The following is a 15,360-nucleotide window of genomic DNA, read 5'->3' as shown; positions in this document are numbered from 1 at the left end:
TCGGATGACAGAACCTTTCCCGTCGCGCCTCCCAGCGATGCTCCTCGCGCAGGGGCCGTAGTACCCCCAGGGCGGTGCCCCGAAGCCTCCCGGGACCGGCTTGTAAGACCRGCCGCAGGCGCCGACCTCACCCCGCCACTGGCATACCTCCGGATGGCCGCCCCTCGGGGATGAGGTGGGCCGAGCATAGGCATGGGCCGGGCGGGCGGGGATAAGTTTTCTCGACAGCGACCGTCAGGCGCGGGGAACCCCTCTACCGGATGGGAGAGGGGCAGGGGTGAGGGACCGCCGTTGATCGCGGAAGCGAGTCCGTTCAACATCTCCCAATGACCAGCGAACGGCGCCAATTCGCCCGGCAGCTTCGACAGTCCTCCACCCGGCAGGAAGACGCCCTATGGTCTTTACTGCGCAATCGGCAGCTCGATGGGCTGAAGTTCCGCCGTCAGGTTCCCCTGCTCGGCTATACGGTCGATTTCATCTGCATTGATCGAAAACTGATCGTCGAAATCGACGGGCGCCAGCACAGCTGGGAGCGCGATTATGATGCGGCAAGGACCGCGGAAATCGAGCGGCACGGGTTCAAGCTTGTGCGCTTCAGCAATGCCGAGGTCATGGATAGCCGAGACGATGTCCTCGCCACTATCCGCACAGCAGCAGGCGGATAGGTTGAGCCTTCATCGGCAGCGGCAGTCCCTCGTCCCTGCCCTTCTCCCACACGGGAGAAGGGTTCCCCGCGGGCCTTCACCCGCGCTCACGCCCCCTTGGCGACGGCCTGCTTCAGCCGCGCGACCGCCTCCACCGCGCCGGACCGGACCGTGACCTCCAGCGTCGGCGCCTCGCGCTCGATCATCTCGATCAGCGTCTCGGGCGTGATCTCGGCCCGCGCCGCGGTGAGCTTCAGCACGGCATTGGCGATGATGTTGGGCCAGTACGCGGCCCCGCCCTTGGCCAGCCCCTTGGCCTTGCGGCCCTCGAATTCCTGGGCGAGCTGTTCGGGGGTTTTCTTGGCCATGGTCTCGTAACCTGTTTCGGGATGAGCCGCTGCCTATCACGAAACGCCGGCCCCTGCCTGCCCCCTTGGCCGCGCTCACCCGGCCGCACTGCCCTGCCCGCACAGCGGGGCCGCGACAATCGCATTTGCATGCGGCCGCGACGCAAGGCAGGAGCGCCGCTCAAGGCAGGCCTGTGATGCGGCTGCCCATTCAGGACCCGACCATGCCCCGCCTCGCCTTGCTCGCCGCCTTCGCCGGCCTCCTCCTCGCCACCCCGACGGCCGCCCAGATCACCGACCGGGAGCTGAGCTGCGCCGACTGGCTGAAGTCCGGCGCGCACAAGAAGAGCGAGCACTCCGCCGCTGTGGCGGAGAAGATCAGGGCCTTCTGCGCCGCCAATCCGAAGATGAAGGCTATCGACGCCGAGATGACGATGACGGGCGATTGAGCGATGGCTGTGACCAGGCGCAAGGGCGAGATCACGGATAAGCATCGCGACCGCTCGCATCCCTTCCAGGTCCGGATCGTCGTGCCTCTTTCCGGCCTCCATGGCGCGGCCGGGATTATGTACCGCTGGGCGGCCTGGTTCGATCACGTCACGACGACCGGCAGGGGTATCATGCATTGGTGCTTCACCCGACCCGAGGTCGCCGATGCCTTCGCGATGGATTGCGGTGGCCAGCGCATCGACAAGCCGATCAATCCCTATGGTCTGGCCCTCGACCAGCCGAGCGGCAACGAGCTCGAACGGCGCGCAAGAGCGTCGCTCTACGCGATCGAGATCGTGACTGGCGGCAAGCCGATTGATAGAACGCGGCCGTTCAAGGAGGCCTGGAAAATTCCGTTCTCGACTTTCAGCGATCCGGCCGACGTGGCTCGGGCTCAAGCGGCGCTCGATGCGGCATGGGCCGAAGTGAAAAGTTCGGTGGCGGATGATGATATCGAGCGCGAGCGAACCCGGCTGGCCTACATCGTCGCCAGCTACGCTGCGGTGGCGATCGACGAGGACGATCTCGCACGGCGGGCCGTTGAGCGTTTCCGTCACCCAGGGCCGTGATTTGGCATGACAGTTCGGGAATGGGCCTCAAGGTACGCTTTCGACCCGTTGCGGACCTTAGCATTCTCATACTAATTTTGGCCGAGCGGCTGGCGTTCATGTGGGGTGCTAGGAAAGCCAACCCTAGAGCAGAGCCAGGTGATAGTGCGAAAATCATTCGACCTCGCGGTCGTAATAATCTGCGTGGCTTGGGGGCTTCCCCTCTATCTTTTGGCTCTATTGGCCCTCAGCGCTGCTGGGTTGCGGCCATATTGGCTTTTGCCGCTAATCGGGGGGATGGTCCTTGGCCGTCTTCCGCGCGGGACGAACGTACTGGGCGGCTCCATGTTCATATTCCTGATTTCCGGCGTTGTTCGAGGGCCGCTCGGAGGATGGATGCCGGCGTGTCTCGTGATCGGCGCTAGTTGGCTAGTGGGAGTTGGTCTCATTCGCCTGCCTATATGGCTTGCACGGCAGCGGCGAGGAACAGCCGCGAAGAACGGCGGGGAGTTACCGCCAGAGGTCCGGTAACGACCCATTGCAGACACCGGTTCTTGGGCCTCGAATTCAAACGACGCTGGCCAACAGCCGCCCAGCCAGAAGCACCAGAACAATCCCGAACAGGCTGTAGCGTATGCGGGTCATGAAAAACGGAACCGCCATCCCCACGGCCAAGGTCAAGCAGGAGGCCAACCCGGATTTGATATAGGCATCCTTGGAACGATACTCGGGCGAGCCCGCTACAGGACCTTCGCCGCCCCAAGGGTAGCACCCACTGGAGCCGACTGGGGGCTCAGAACACGCGCGGGCATGCCAAGCGGAGTTGAGGTCGTAGATCAAGGCGATCAGCAACAGGCCAAAAAGCAGCGATATGGCCACCTCGAACAAGCTGACTTTGAGCCTCATCCACCAACCTCGCCGCAGTGCGGGCAACAAGTTGGCGCGAAGCTGAATGCCGCTCAAGCGACTTCTGCTATCGACCCGTTGCAGACGCTCAGCCTCACCGGAGTCGAGCTGCCGCGGATAGCTTTCGAGTGCATTGTTCGAGAGTGATTCAGCGTGACAGTTCGGGAATTGGGATTCCGCTCGCTCTAGGTACGCCTCCAATTGGATTCGTTACCTTTTCCGCAACTGTCATGCTTGGCTGCGGCACCAGGTAGAATCGTGACAGTTCCGGAGAGCGCCGGGACGATTTTTCAAAGGGTTAGCGGCAGGCCCGATTTCCGGCATTCTGGCTTTAGGGATTGCTGGCCCCGAAATCTGCGAACAATCAAATGGCAATATTGGCCACGCCGCGCCCCGCCTAAGTTCTTGCAACGCCGCCGCTTTCCGCCTGATCCCGGATAGTCCCGGCTAATCCCGCTTCATTGCCATATGATTGTTCGTTTCACACATATGCACCCGCCGCTTGACTCCCGCCCCCCAGCGGCTCTACCCCCATCGACGGGACACGCCCCCCCAACGGGGCGCGCCCATCTGTAAGGATGGAGACATCGATGGCGAATACCGCACCGACCACGCGCCCGCGCGTGCCTAACTTCTCGTCCGGCCCCTGCGCCAAGCGCCCCGGCTGGACCCTCAAGGGCCTCTCCGACGCCCCGCTCGGCCGCTCGCACCGCGCCAAGATCGGCAAGGACAAGCTGAAGGCCGCGATCGACCTCACCCGCGAGGTGCTGCAGGTCCCCTCTGATTACCGCATCGGTATCGTGCCGGCCTCCGACACCGGCGCCGTCGAGATGGCGCTGTGGAGCCTGCTCGGCGCCCGCGGCGTCGACATGGTCAGCTGGGAAAGCTTCGGCGCCGGCTGGGTCACCGATGTCGTCAAGCAGCTCAAGCTCGCGGATGTCCGCACCTTCGAGGCGCCCTACGGCGAACTGCCGAACCTCAAGAAGGTCGGCACGAAGAACCGCGACGTCGTCTTCACCTGGAACGGCACCACCTCGGGCGTGCGCGTCGTCGACGCGAGCTGGATCGCCGATGACCGCGAGGGGCTGACCATCTGCGACGCCACCTCCGCCGCCTTCGCCCAGCGCCTCGACTGGCCCAAGCTCGATGTCGTCACCTTCTCCTGGCAGAAGGTGCTCGGCGGCGAGGCCGCGCATGGCATGATCGTGCTCTCGCCCCGCGCGGTCGAGCGGCTCCTGACCTACAAGCCGGCCTGGCCGCTGCCGAAGATCTTCCGCATGACCTCGGGCGGCAAGCTGATCGAGGGCATCTTCCAGGGTGAGACGATCAACACCCCCTCCATGCTCGCGGTCGAGGATTACATCGATGCGCTGAACTGGGCGAAGAAGGTCGGCGGATTGGACGGGCTGGTGAAGCGCGCCGACGGCAACGCCCGCGTCATCGCCAAGTTCGTGCGCGAGAGCGACTGGATCGACTTCCTCGCGGTGAAGCCGAAGACGCGCTCCAACACCTCGGTGTGCCTGAAGTTCACCGACCCGGCCGTCACCGCGCTGGCGCCGGATGCTCAGGCGGCCTTCGCCAAGCAGGTCGTCTCGATCATCGAGAAGGCCGGCGCCGGCTACGATCTCGGCCATTACCGCGACGCCCCTCCCGGCCTGCGCATCTGGTGCGGCGCGACCGTGCAGTCGCGCGACGTCAAGGCGCTGCTGCCCTGGATCGAATATGCCTTCGCCGAGGCCAAGGCGGGCCTGGGCAAGAAGGCGGCCTGACCGGGCCGTCATGGTCGGGCTTGACCCAACCATCTCTCTCAAGAAGAGGCGCTGCCCTGCGCCTCCGCGTCCCGAGATGGCCGGGTCAAGCCCGGCCATGACGCCCTCCCCCTTCAAGCGCCGAACGCTCCCCGTGCAGCGCGGCGCCAGCCGGAGCCTCCCATGCCCGCACCGAAAGTCCTGATTTCCGACGCCCTCTCCCCCGCCGCCGTGCAGATCTTCAAGGATCGCGGCATCGACGTGACCTTCGATCCCGCCCTCGGCAAGGACAAGGACAAGCTCGCCGCGATCATCGGCGAGTATGACGGCCTCGCCATCCGCTCGGCCACCAAGGTCACCGCCAAGCTGCTCGAGCAGGCCAAGAACCTGAAGGTCATCGGCCGCGCCGGCATCGGCGTCGACAATGTCGAGATCCCCGCCGCCACCTCGCGCGGCGTGATCGTGATGAACACGCCCTTCGGCAACTCGATCACCACCGCCGAGCACGCCATCGCCATGATGTTCGCGCTCGCCCGCCAGATCCCCTCGGCGGATGTCTCCACGCAAGGCGGCAAGTGGGAGAAGAACCGCTTCATGGGCGTCGAGATCACGGCCAAGACGCTCGGCCTGATCGGCGCCGGCAATATCGGCTCGATCGTCGCCGAGCGCGCCATCGGCCTCAAGATGCGCGTCATCGCCTATGACCCCTATCTCTCGCCGGAGCGCGCCGTGGCGCTGGGCGTCGAGAAGGTCGAGCTCGACGAGCTGCTGAAGCGCGCCGACTTCATCACGCTGCACGTCCCGATGACCGAGAAGACCAGGAACATCCTCTCGGCCGAGGCGCTGGCGAAGACGAAGAAGGGCGTGCGCATCATCAACTGCGCCCGCGGCGGCCTCGTCGACGAGCAGGCGCTGGCCGATCTTATCAAGTCCGGCCATGTCGCGGGTGCGGCCTTCGACGTGTTCTCGCAGGAGCCGGCCGAGACGAACCCGCTCTTCGGGCTGGAGAACGTCGTCTGCACGCCGCATCTCGGCGCCTCGACCAACGAGGCGCAGGAGAACGTAGCCCTGCAGGTCGCCGAGCAGATGAGCGATTACCTGCTCAAGGGCGCCATCACCAACGCGGTCAACTTCCCGTCGATCTCGGCCGAGGAAGCTCCCCGCATCAAGCCCTTCGTCGATCTGGCGGAGAAGCTCGGCTCCTTCCTCGGCCAGCTCACCGAGGCCGCCGTCAAGGGCATCCGCATCGAGTATGAGGGCGCGGTCGCGAGCCTCAACCTCAAGGCGATCTCGGCCGCCGCGATCACCGGCGTGCTCAGGCCCTTCCTGCCCGAGATCAACATGGTCAACGCCGCGCTGATCGCCAAGGAGAAGGGCATCGTTGTCGAGGAACTGACCCGCGACGTCGCCGGCAATCTCGAAAGCGTCATCCGCATCGTCGTCGAGGCCGAGGACATGCCGCGCCATGCGTCGGGCACGGTCTTCCATGACGGCAAGCCGCGCATCGTCGAGATCCGCGACATCGCCGTTGATGCCGAGTTCGCGCCGCACATGCTCTATGTCCGCAACGCCGACAAGCCGGGCTTCATCGGCCAGTTCGGCTCGCTGCTCGGCGGCGCCGGCGTCAACGTCGCGACCTTCTCGCTTGGCCGCGACAAGCCGGGCGGCGACGCGATCTGCTACGTCTCGGTCGACGAGCCGATCTCGGACGAGCTGCTCGCCAAGATCCACGAGATCCCGATGGTCAAGCGCGCGCGTCGGCTCAGGTTCTGATCGTGCTCAACCCCTTGCGCGCCATCGTCACCTCCCGCCAGGAGGCGGCGCTGGCGCCGATCCGCTTCGAGGTTCGCCGCGACGAGGCGGCGGGCCTCTGGTACGCCATGGATACCGGCGAGCTCGGCATCGTCACCGAAGCCGAATCGCTCGATGCCCTGCGCGAGCGCCTGAAGCAGCTCCTGCCGGAATGCTTCGGCATCGAGGACTGCCCGGTGGAGCTTGCGCTCTGCGCCGATGAGGCTCCCGTTCAGCCCGCCGACACCGCGATTTCGGCGCTCTCCAGCACGTAGCGCGCGAACAGGAAATCCCTGATCGCGACGATCTGCTCGCCGCGCCATTCCAGCGTCACGAAATAGAGCGGCGGTCCCTCGCCGTCCTCAGCGTCGAGCATCAGCACGGCCGGTTTCCCGTCCACGATCCCGGACGCGCAGCGCCAGTGCGTGGCGGTGTCGTAGCGCCCGAAATAGGGCGCGACCTCGTCGCGGCCGCGCAGTTGCAGGCGGTTGACGAGATCCAGGCGGACATCCTCGGCCAGCATCGCGCGGACGGCGTCGAAATCATGCGCATTGAACCGCGCGACATAGGCCTCCAGCCGCCTGCGCTCGGCCGGTGCGAGCTGCGGCGCCCGCATGTCTCCGGGCTCCTGCGCGATCTCCGCGAGCCGTTGTCGCCCGCGTTGCAGCAGGCCTTTGACCGCGGGCGGGCTCAGCTCCAGAAGCTGCGCGATCTCGTCCACCGAGAAATCGAGCACGTCGCGCAGCGTGACGGCGCTGCGCTGCGCGACCGGCAGGCGCGCGAGCGTCTGCAGGCTGGCCCGGGTCGCGAGCGGATCGACACTGGCCAGCTGCGGCGCCACCATGTCTTCCTCATCCTCGCGCTCCAGCTCGGCGCGGCGGGCGCGGCGCCGGAGCGCATCGAGCGCGGCGTTATGCGCGATGCGGAACAGCCAGCCGTCCGGGTTGTCGACGGGGGCGACGTCGCTCCAGGCTTCGGCAGCCTTGAGGAGCGCGTCCTGCACGACGTCCTCTCCTTCGACCGCCGAGCCCATCATCCGGGCGCAATAGCGGTGAAGGCGCGGCCGCAGCCGCGCGATCGCTTCGCTCAACACGCCCGGCGCGGCACTGCCCGCCACTCTATCAGCCATGGGAGAATCCGACGTCGCATAGCATCGTCTCGACGGTGGCGAGGGAGCCGATCCGCGCGAGATACGCCTTGAAGTACTCGGTTTCCCGGAATGCCGCGATATCGTCGGCACTGCGCCAGCGCGAATAGTTCACCACCCGCCGGCCATCGCGGCCAACCAGAACGGAGGATGAGAGCGACCCCGGCTGCTTGCTGAAGAAGTCTTCCGTGCCTTCGCGCAAGATCTCCGCCAGCCGCGGCTGGTCGGCGGGCTGCACGGTGAAGACGTTCACGAGCGCGATGCTGCCGCCCGCTGCGGACATCTTGGTTTCCATGGCCGTTCCTTTGGTCCGGGCGCGAGAGGGTACAGACGCGATGAGGTTGCCAGCGAAGCCCAGCGCCAACACCGCCCGGCGCAAGACGTCGGTCTTCGCCATATCGCAAACCTCCATGTGCCGGATGCGATGTCCGGGCCACCGAACGCGTCGGCATGGCATCCATCTTCAAAGACGAATGCCGCACGCGATCGGAACCGCGGCGGAACGTTTTTTTCGAAACCCGCCGCTACGGCGGATGGATTCGGCCAACCTGCCGCCGCAACGCCGCCGCAATGTCCCTCCCCTCTGATGGCCTCGCCATCAAGGGACCGCCCATGCCTGCCCGCCTCCGCCTCGCCGCCGCTGCCCTCGCCTGCCTCGCCGCCTTCCCCGCCCTCGCCGATTGGGACAGGGCCAGACTCGACAAGGAGATCGTCGCGATCGAAGGGCAGGCGCAGGGCCGGCTCGGCGTCGCGCTGCTCGACCTCAAGGACCGCAAGCAATGGTCCTATCGCGGCTCCGAGACCTTTCCGATGCAGAGCGTGTTCAAGCTGCCGCTGGCAGTCGCCGTGCTGCAGCAGGTCGAGGCCGGCAAGTTCAGGCTCGACCAGCCGATCACCGTTACGCGCCAGGATTTCTCGCTGTTCCGCAGCCCGCTCGCCAAGGCCTTCAAGGGCGAGCGCAACGACTATCCGCTGAGCGAGCTCGTTCGCCTCGCCGCCGGCGAGAGCGACAACACCGCGGCCGACCTGCTGATGCGCGAGATCGGCGGCCCGCAGGTGGTGACGAAGATGCTGCGCGACGGCGGCATCACCGGCCTGTCGATCGACCGCTACGAGCGCCAGTTCCAGCCCGAGATCTACGGTCTGCGGGGCTTTGCCTGGGGGGAGACCGTCGACGAGAAGCGCTTCCGCGCCGAGCTCAAGGCGCTCAGGCCGGAAGTCCGCATCGCCGCGCTCTCGAAGGCGCTGAAGGACAAGCGCGACGCCGCGACGCCCGAGGCGAGCGCGCTCTTCCTGGAGGGCTTCGCCAAGGGCACCTGGCTGCGCGACCCCGCCCATACCGCCTTCATCGAGAAGATCGCTGCCGAAATGAAGATCGGCGCCGAGAGGATCAAGGCGGGCCTGCCGGCGGGCTCGCGCCTCGCCCACCGCACCGGCCTCGGCCTGACCACGGACGGCATCAACCACGCCAGCAACGATATCGGCATCGCCACGCTGCCGGACGGGCGGCGCTTCGTCATCGTCGTCTATCTCGCCGGCTCGCGGGCCGATGCGAAGGAACGCGACGCAGCCCACGCCGCAGTCGCGCGGCTCGCCGTCTCGGCGCTGCGCTGAGAGGCCGTAAAAGGCGAGCGCTCATCCTGAGGAGCCGCGATGCGACGTCTCGAAGGATGCTCCAGACGGTTCCCGAGCCTCCTGAAACATCCTTCGAGACGCCATTCCCAACCGAATGGCTCCTCAGGATGAGGGCTCAGTGAGTTGTCCGCATCCTTCGCGAGGTGGCTCTTCCTACCGCCCCAGCCGCTCCGCGATGAAAATGCCGCCGAGCACGAGGGCAAGCGCCAGGGCGTGATAGAGGCCGAAGGGCTCGCCGATGATCAGCACCGCGAGAATCGGCGCGAAGACCGGCACGAGATTGACGAAGACGCCGGCCCGGCCGGGCCCGATGATCTCGATGGCGCGCATGAAAAGGAGCTGCGACAGGATCGAGGGGCCGATCACGGTGAAGGCCAGAATCGCCCAGCCCTTCGCCGTCGGGATATAGAACTTGCCCAGCGCAATCTCGCCGGCGAGCAGCGGCAAGGAGAAAAGGCAGGCGACGCAAGCCACCGCCGTGAAGAAGACGAGGCCCGGAATCGCTGGCCGGTTGCGGATCGCCACGGTGTAGCTGGCGTAGAGCGCGCAGGCGAGGATCATCAGCAGGTCGCCTGCGGCGAAGCGAAAGCCCATCAGGACCTGAATGTCGCCGCGGCTTGCCGTGACGACGACGCCCAGCAGCGTCACCGCCACGCCGAGCGCCTGCATGCTGCCGATCGGCGTGCGATAGGCCAGGAGGGCGCCGATCAGCACGAAGACCGGGATCGAGCCCTGCAGAATGCCGATATTGATCGCCGAGGTCGAATAGGCAGCAAGATACATCAGCGTGTTGAAGGCGGTGAAGCCGAGCACGCCGAGCATCGCGACGTAGCGCCAGCGCGCGCGCAGCACCGGCCAGTGTTTCCTGAGCTGCTCGCGCAGCAGGAAGGGCATGATCAGGCACACCGCGATCCAGCGGAACGACGTCAATGCCATCGGCGAGATGTTGCCGACGGCAAGCCGGCTCGCCACGGCATTGCCGCCCCACATCAGCGTCGTCAGGATCAGCAGCAGGTAGGCATTGGCCCAGGCGCGTTGCAGCCAAGTCGGGGAAGGGTGCACGATTCCGCCCTGTCACGAGAAAGGGCTCATGCAATAACCTTGCAGGAGACCCCTCTCATATGAGATCGGGCGCAAGCCTGCCCGTCGCCCTGCGCATTCCTGCGGAAGTTCCCCGATGATCCAGACCAGCTCCCGCCCGCTCCGCCTGCTCTTCGTCGACGGCAACACACACGAGCATCGCGAAGGGCTGCGCACGGCTTATGGCATGGCCTATGGCGAGGCCTACGCCGCCGAGATCGCCGCGATTGCACCCGGCATCGTCTCCGACATCTGCCTGCCGGCCGACGAGGGCGCCAACCTGCCGGACGCCGCCGGGCTCGAATCCTATGACGGCGTTTTCCTCACCGGCTCGGCCCTGCACATCTACAAGGCCGACCCGGCGGTGATGCGGCAGGTCGAGCTGATGCGGGCAATCTATGCCAGCGGCACGCCCTGCTTCGGCTCCTGCTGGGGCATCCAGATCGGCTCGGTTGCGGCGGGCGGCACCGTCACCGCCAATCCGAAGGGGCGCGAGGTCGGCTTCGCCCGCCGGATCACGCCGACCGAGGCGGGCCGGAACCACAAGCTGCTCGACAGCAGGCCGTCCTCCTTCGACGCCCCGGCGATCCATCTCGACACCATCGCCCTGCCCGCGCATGGCACGACCATCCTCGCCTCCAACGCCTACAGCCAGGTGCAGGCGGCCGAGATCAAGCACAATGGCGGCACCTTCTGGGGCGTGCAGTACCATCCGGAATTCCCGCTGAAGCAGGTCGCTTCGATCCTCGGGCGCATGGTGCCGCTGCTGATCGAGGAGGGCTTCCGCAAGGACGAGGCCTCGACGGAAGCCTGGCTCGACGACCTCCGCACGCTCGACGCGGAGCCTGTCGGCCGGCAGGATCTCGCCTGGGCGCATGGGCTCGACCGCGAGGTGCTCGACGCCGAGCGCCGCGTCACCGAACTCCGCAACTTCGTCGAGCACCGCATCAAGCCGCACGCCAGCACGCGCAGCCGCGCCTGAACGTTCGGCGCCAACATCCCGCGAGCTCTCATCCTTCGGGACGCCGCTGACGCGGCGCCTCAGGATGAGGGCCAGGAATTTGCGCCCCCCTGTTCGGCAGCCCGGCGCGTCGGCTGTCCGCAACCTTGCCATCGCGAATAGCGCTGGCTAGGTAAGTGGCCGTGAGGCCACGACCTCCCCCAACCTGGGCAATGTGCTGGGACGACCCGGCAACTCATGGGGGACCGCTATGGCGTGGCTCTACCTGTTTTCTGCCGGCCTTCTCGAAGTCGTCTGGGCTTTCACCATGAAGCAGTCGGACGGGTTTTCCCGTCCGGTGCCGACGGCGATCACCATCCTCACCATGGTCGGCAGCTTCGCCCTGCTCTCGCTGGCGATGCGCACCCTGCCGCTCGGCACGGCCTATACGATCTGGACCGGCATCGGCGCCGTCGGCGCCTTCATCGTCGGCGTCGCCGTGCTCGGCGAGGCGCTGACGCCGATGCGCATCGCCGCGGCCATGCTGATCGTCTCCGGCCTCGTCATGATGAAGCTGTCGGCGCACTGACCGCCGCGCTTGCCAAAGCGCAGCCGGCTTTTTAAGCAGGCCGGGCCTCGGGACGACCCGCGGCCTTCGCACACATAGGGGACGGCCCCACGACGCGGAATGCTCCGCGCCGTCGCGCAACCCCGTGCAGCGGAGGCCCTCCCTTGGCCAATCCCAGCGACCAGTTCATCGTCAAGGCCCTTATTCCGCTGCGCGTCGGCGGGCTCGATCTCGGCTTCACCAATGCCGCGCTGATGATGACGCTCGCCACCGCGGCGATCGGCGGCGGGCTGATCTGGGCGACGCGCTCGCGCGCCCTCATCCCCGGCCGCGCCCAGTCGCTGGCCGAGATGCTCTACGAATTCGTCGCCAGGACCCTGACCGACGCGACCGGGCGCGAGGGCCTGCGCTTCCTGCCGCTGATCTTCTCGCTCTTCATGTTCGTGCTGGTGCTCAACCTGTTCGGCATGGTCCCCGGCGCCTTCACCGTCACCAGCCATATCGTCGTCACCTTCGCGCTGGCGATGCTGGTGATGGCGACGGTCATCGGCTACGGCGTGCTGCGCCACGGCTTCGGTTTCCTGCGGCTGTTCGTGCCGTCGGACGTGCCGAAATGGCTCCTCCCCTTCATCACGCTGATCGAGATCGTCTCCTTCCTGTCGCGGCCGATCTCGCTGAGCCTGCGCCTTTTCGCCAACCTGCTCGGCGGCCATATCGCGCTGAAGGTCTTCGGCAGCTTCGTCGCGGCGCTGCTCGCGGCCGGTTTCGGCTATTCGCTGCTGGCGCCGCTGCCGCTTCTCATGACCGTCGCGCTCACCGCCTTCGAGTTCATGGTCGCGGTGCTGCAGGCCTATGTCTTCACAGTGCTCGCCTGCATCTATCTCAACGACGCGCTGCATCCCGGCCACTAGCACCGGGCCAGACCGGGCCGGCCGCGCCGATCCTTCAGCTTCTCTCGACGGCAAGCGCCGCCGCGTCGAGGGCTGCGGCGATCGCTTCGGCCGCGCTTTCATCGAGCGACCCGCGCCGCAGCCTCAGCCGCAGGGCAACCTTCAGATTCTCCGTGGCGCGCGTGACGCGCTCGGGAATGCCGTCCCCCGGAGTTGCCGCGCCGGCGGCGCTCACGCGGGCCAGCAGGCTGTCGAGCGCCGCCTGGTTGGCGACGAGGAACGAAGCCCCTTCCGCGGTGACGAGGAAGTTCTTCCGGCTTCCGCTCTCATCCGCGACGCGGGCATAGCCCATGTCTTCGAGCCATTGCAGCGTCGGATAGATCACGCCGGGGCTCGGCGTGTAGCTGCCGCCCGTGCGCTCCTCGATCCCGCGCATCAGGTCATATCCGTGGCGGGGCTGCTCGGAGAGCATCGCGAGAATGAGCAGGCGAAGCTCGCCATAGTCGAACATCCTGCCGCCGTGCCGCCCCCGGCGTCCCCGGCGTTCATGTTCATGTCCATGTTCGTGGTGGTGATGGTGGCCCCGACGGTGCTCGCGCCTATCGCGGAGGGGGTCGGGATGACGGTCGTGACCGTCTCTGTCTGTGTGCTTCATGCCCATGCAAACTATATCGCGATATATCTCAAATCAAGATATATCGAAATTACACTTTGGTAATCTGCGGCGGGAGACTGTCGCCTGCGGGCGGTCTTCAGGCGTTCGCCGCCCGGCCGACGCTCATGCGAATGCAGGACGCTCATTCTGCTCTCGCCTCCTATCCGCATTCCGGCCAAATTCGGCCTTGGGCGCGCCGGATTCGGCAGCGTTCATCGCGGTCGCGTGACTGTGATTCTGGGGGATGATGACGTGAAGAACTATATTGCCGCTGCCCTGATCCTCGCTCCCGGCTTCGCCAGCGCCGCCGAGACCGAGCTTGCCAGCCGGATCGACCGGGTCACGGTCTATCCCGACGGTGCCGTGGTGACGCGGCTCGGCAAGGCGGAGCTGCTGCAGGGCGCCTCTCAGCTCGTATTGCGCGGCCTGCCGGCGACGATCGACCCCGCCTCCTTCCGCGTCGAAGGCAAGGGCAGCGGCGCCTTCTCGGTCGGCGCCGTCGATGTCCGCACCACGCCGGGCGACGCCAGGCCGGTGCTCGATACGGTGCTGGAGGGCAAGCTCAAGGCGCTGCACGACGACAAGGACAGGTTCGAGAGCCAGATCGCCGCGATCGAGGCCAAGCGCGCCACCGTCGAGCGCTTCGCCCAGACCGGACCGGACAAGCTCGGCCCGGATGGCAAGGCTCTGCCCGTCGCCGATTGGCCGGCCGTGTTCGAGGCGATCGGCACCGCACTGGTCAAGGTCCAGGACGAGCTGCGCGGCGTGCGTGGCCGTCTCTCTGATGTCGAGGCCGAGATCGCCGCGCTCGAGGGCGCCCGCCCGCAGACCGGACGCCCCGGCGCGCCGAAGCGCGATGTCGCCATCGCGGTCGAGGCGCCGCAGCCGGTCGCGGCCGAATTCACCGTGAGCTATCGCGTCACCGGTGCGAACTGGACGCCGAGCTATGAGGCACGGCTGACCACCGCGGCCGAGAAGCCGGAGATCGCGCTGACGCGCCGCGCCGAGATCCGCCAGCGTAGCGGCGAGGCCTGGGACGATGTCGCGCTGACACTCTCGACCACGCGCTCGGCCGGCGGCACCCGCGCGCCCGATCTCGCCCCCGTGCAGGTCGCCTTCTTCGAGCCGCCCGCCATCTATGAAAGCCGCTCGCGCGCTCCCGCCGGAATGGCCGCCGCGCGCGCCAAGGCCGAGGCCGAGGCGCTGGCCGCACAGTCGCAGCGTGCGATTTCTCCGGCCCCCGCGCCTGCACGGCCGGCCGAGGTCGAGGTCGCGACGATCGAAGCCGGCGCCTATCAGGCGAATTTCCAGGTCCCCGGCCGCGCCTCGATTCCGCAGGACGGCTCGCCGAAGACCGTGGTCCTCACCCAGCGCAAGGCGGAGGCGACGCTTGCCGCCCGCACCGTGCCCGAGCTGGAGCAGAAAGCCTATCTGGAAGCCGGCTTCGTCCATGAGGAGGAGGCCCCGCTCCTGCCCGGCCGCGTCGCCCTGCATCGCGACGGCACCTATGTCGGCATGGGCCAGTTCGGGCTCGTGGCGCCGGGCGACAAGCTCGAGCTCGGCTTCGGCGCCGACGACCGGATCAAGGTCAGCTACGCCCCGGTGAAGCGCCGCGAGAACGAGCCCGGCTGGCTCGGCCAGAGCCGCACCGACCAGCGCGAGTTCCGCACCGTCGTGAAGAGCCTGCATGCCCGGCCGGTGAAGGTGACGGTGCTGGGGCGAATCCCCTTCTCGGAGAGCACCGCCATCGCGGTCGAGACCATTGCCTCCCAGACCACGCCGCCAACCGAGAAGCAGGTCGGCGACCGCCGCGGCGTCTCGTCCTGGAGCTTCGATCTCGCCCCCGGCGCCGAAAAGGAGCTCAAGCTCGCCTATCGCCTCAAATGGCCTGGTGACCGCGAGCTCTCCTATGACGAGCAGCCGCTGCCCGGTCGGTGAAGCGAGGAAGCGCGAGCCTTCACGTCATTCTCGG

General features: G+C 66.9%; 18 protein-coding genes. 12 read left to right on the top strand and 6 right to left on the bottom strand.

Features of this window, described 5'->3' with window-relative positions; genetic code table 11:
• Positions 1-326: 326 nt before the first annotated feature.
• On the top strand, positions 327-665 hold the full coding sequence (locus AB4Z10_RS22765) for an endonuclease domain-containing protein (protein ID WP_441472670.1): 339 nt from the start codon (positions 327-329) through the stop codon (positions 663-665).
• Between the two features lie 86 nt (positions 666-751).
• Here the strand turns inward: AB4Z10_RS22765 and AB4Z10_RS22760 are convergent, their stop codons facing one another.
• Positions 752-1,012: a hypothetical protein gene (locus AB4Z10_RS22760; RefSeq protein ID WP_441472669.1), complete on the bottom strand. Its 261-nt coding sequence runs from the start codon at positions 1,010-1,012 to the stop codon at positions 752-754.
• A gap of 203 nt (positions 1,013-1,215) precedes the next feature.
• On the opposite strand from AB4Z10_RS22760, the gene AB4Z10_RS22755 reads away from it, so the two are divergent.
• Positions 1,216-1,440 carry a hypothetical protein gene (locus AB4Z10_RS22755; protein WP_441472668.1) on the top strand — a complete coding sequence of 75 codons (225 nt, stop codon included), beginning with the start codon at positions 1,216-1,218 and terminating at the stop codon, positions 1,438-1,440.
• Between the two features lie 3 nt (positions 1,441-1,443).
• Positions 1,444-2,049 (top strand): hypothetical protein, encoded by a 606-nt coding sequence (locus AB4Z10_RS22750; protein WP_441472667.1) that lies wholly within the window; start codon positions 1,444-1,446, stop codon positions 2,047-2,049.
• A gap of 546 nt (positions 2,050-2,595) precedes the next feature.
• Here the strand turns inward: AB4Z10_RS22750 and AB4Z10_RS22745 are convergent.
• The gene (locus AB4Z10_RS22745; RefSeq protein ID WP_441472666.1) at positions 2,596-2,991 is read right to left on the bottom strand and encodes a hypothetical protein; all 396 of its coding nucleotides are present in this window, start codon (positions 2,989-2,991) and stop codon (positions 2,596-2,598) included.
• Positions 2,992-3,524: 533 nt separating this feature from the next.
• On the opposite strand from AB4Z10_RS22745, the gene AB4Z10_RS22740 reads away from it, so the two are divergent.
• The 3 genes from AB4Z10_RS22740 (at position 3,525) to AB4Z10_RS22730 (ending at position 6,748) form a co-directional block, all read left to right on the top strand.
• Positions 3,525-4,703, top strand: coding sequence for a phosphoserine transaminase (locus AB4Z10_RS22740; RefSeq protein ID WP_441472665.1), 1,179 nt, complete (start codon positions 3,525-3,527; stop codon positions 4,701-4,703).
• A 162-nt stretch (positions 4,704-4,865) separates the two neighbouring features.
• Complete coding sequence (serA, locus tag AB4Z10_RS22735) at positions 4,866-6,455, top strand: phosphoglycerate dehydrogenase (protein WP_441472664.1); 1,590 nt, start codon at positions 4,866-4,868, stop codon at positions 6,453-6,455.
• 2 nt (positions 6,456-6,457) lie between these two features.
• Positions 6,458-6,748 (top strand): DUF1902 domain-containing protein, encoded by a 291-nt coding sequence (locus tag AB4Z10_RS22730; protein WP_441472663.1) that lies wholly within the window; start codon positions 6,458-6,460, stop codon positions 6,746-6,748.
• Here the strand turns inward: AB4Z10_RS22730 and AB4Z10_RS22725 are convergent.
• Positions 6,706-7,590 carry a sigma-70 family RNA polymerase sigma factor gene (locus AB4Z10_RS22725; protein WP_441472662.1) on the bottom strand — a complete coding sequence of 295 codons (885 nt, stop codon included), beginning with the start codon at positions 7,588-7,590 and terminating at the stop codon, positions 6,706-6,708. The genes AB4Z10_RS22730 and AB4Z10_RS22725 overlap by 43 nt on opposite strands.
• A 4-nt stretch (positions 7,591-7,594) precedes the next feature.
• Complete coding sequence (locus tag AB4Z10_RS22720) at positions 7,595-8,017, bottom strand: antibiotic biosynthesis monooxygenase family protein (protein WP_441472661.1); 423 nt, start codon at positions 8,015-8,017, stop codon at positions 7,595-7,597.
• A gap of 215 nt (positions 8,018-8,232) precedes the next feature.
• On the opposite strand from AB4Z10_RS22720, the gene bla reads away from it, so the two are divergent.
• A complete protein-coding gene (gene bla, locus AB4Z10_RS22715) occupies positions 8,233-9,234 on the top strand; it encodes a class A beta-lactamase (protein WP_441472660.1) in 1,002 nt (333 codons plus the stop codon).
• A 174-nt stretch (positions 9,235-9,408) separates the two neighbouring features.
• On the opposite strand, the gene AB4Z10_RS22710 is transcribed toward bla, so the two are convergent.
• Positions 9,409-10,317, bottom strand: a complete 909-nt coding sequence (locus AB4Z10_RS22710) for a DMT family transporter (protein WP_441472659.1) — start codon at positions 10,315-10,317, stop codon at positions 9,409-9,411.
• Between the two features lie 115 nt (positions 10,318-10,432).
• Here AB4Z10_RS22710 and AB4Z10_RS22705 point away from each other — a divergent pair, with 115 nt between their 5' ends.
• From AB4Z10_RS22705 to AB4Z10_RS22695, 3 genes are all read left to right on the top strand, one after another.
• Positions 10,433-11,317, top strand: a complete 885-nt coding sequence (locus AB4Z10_RS22705; protein ID WP_441472658.1) for a type 1 glutamine amidotransferase — start codon at positions 10,433-10,435, stop codon at positions 11,315-11,317.
• 229 nt (positions 11,318-11,546) lie between these two features.
• Positions 11,547-11,864: a DMT family transporter gene (locus tag AB4Z10_RS22700; RefSeq protein WP_441472657.1), complete on the top strand. Its 318-nt coding sequence runs from the start codon at positions 11,547-11,549 to the stop codon at positions 11,862-11,864.
• A 143-nt stretch (positions 11,865-12,007) separates the two neighbouring features.
• Positions 12,008-12,754, top strand: coding sequence for a F0F1 ATP synthase subunit A (locus tag AB4Z10_RS22695; protein ID WP_441472656.1), 747 nt, complete (start codon positions 12,008-12,010; stop codon positions 12,752-12,754).
• Positions 12,755-12,788: 34 nt separating this feature from the next.
• On the opposite strand, the gene AB4Z10_RS22690 is transcribed toward AB4Z10_RS22695, so the two are convergent.
• A complete protein-coding gene (locus tag AB4Z10_RS22690) occupies positions 12,789-13,169 on the bottom strand; it encodes a PadR family transcriptional regulator (protein WP_441472655.1) in 381 nt (126 codons plus the stop codon).
• Positions 13,170-13,181: 12 nt separating this feature from the next.
• Here AB4Z10_RS22690 and AB4Z10_RS22685 point away from each other — a divergent pair, with 12 nt between their 5' ends.
• Together AB4Z10_RS22685 and AB4Z10_RS22680 are read left to right on the top strand one after the other, a co-directional pair.
• Positions 13,182-13,451, top strand: coding sequence for a hypothetical protein (locus tag AB4Z10_RS22685; RefSeq protein WP_441472654.1), 270 nt, complete (start codon positions 13,182-13,184; stop codon positions 13,449-13,451).
• Between the two features lie 189 nt (positions 13,452-13,640).
• The gene (locus AB4Z10_RS22680) at positions 13,641-15,326 is read left to right on the top strand and encodes a mucoidy inhibitor MuiA family protein (protein WP_441472653.1); all 1,686 of its coding nucleotides are present in this window, start codon (positions 13,641-13,643) and stop codon (positions 15,324-15,326) included.
• Positions 15,327-15,360: the final 34 nt, after the last annotated feature.

The sequence above is a fragment of the Allobosea sp. RAF48 genome, assembly GCF_052114025.1.
Classification (GTDB): domain Bacteria; phylum Pseudomonadota; class Alphaproteobacteria; order Rhizobiales; family Beijerinckiaceae; genus Allobosea.
This window is presented reverse-complemented; position numbering and strand designations above follow the sequence as displayed.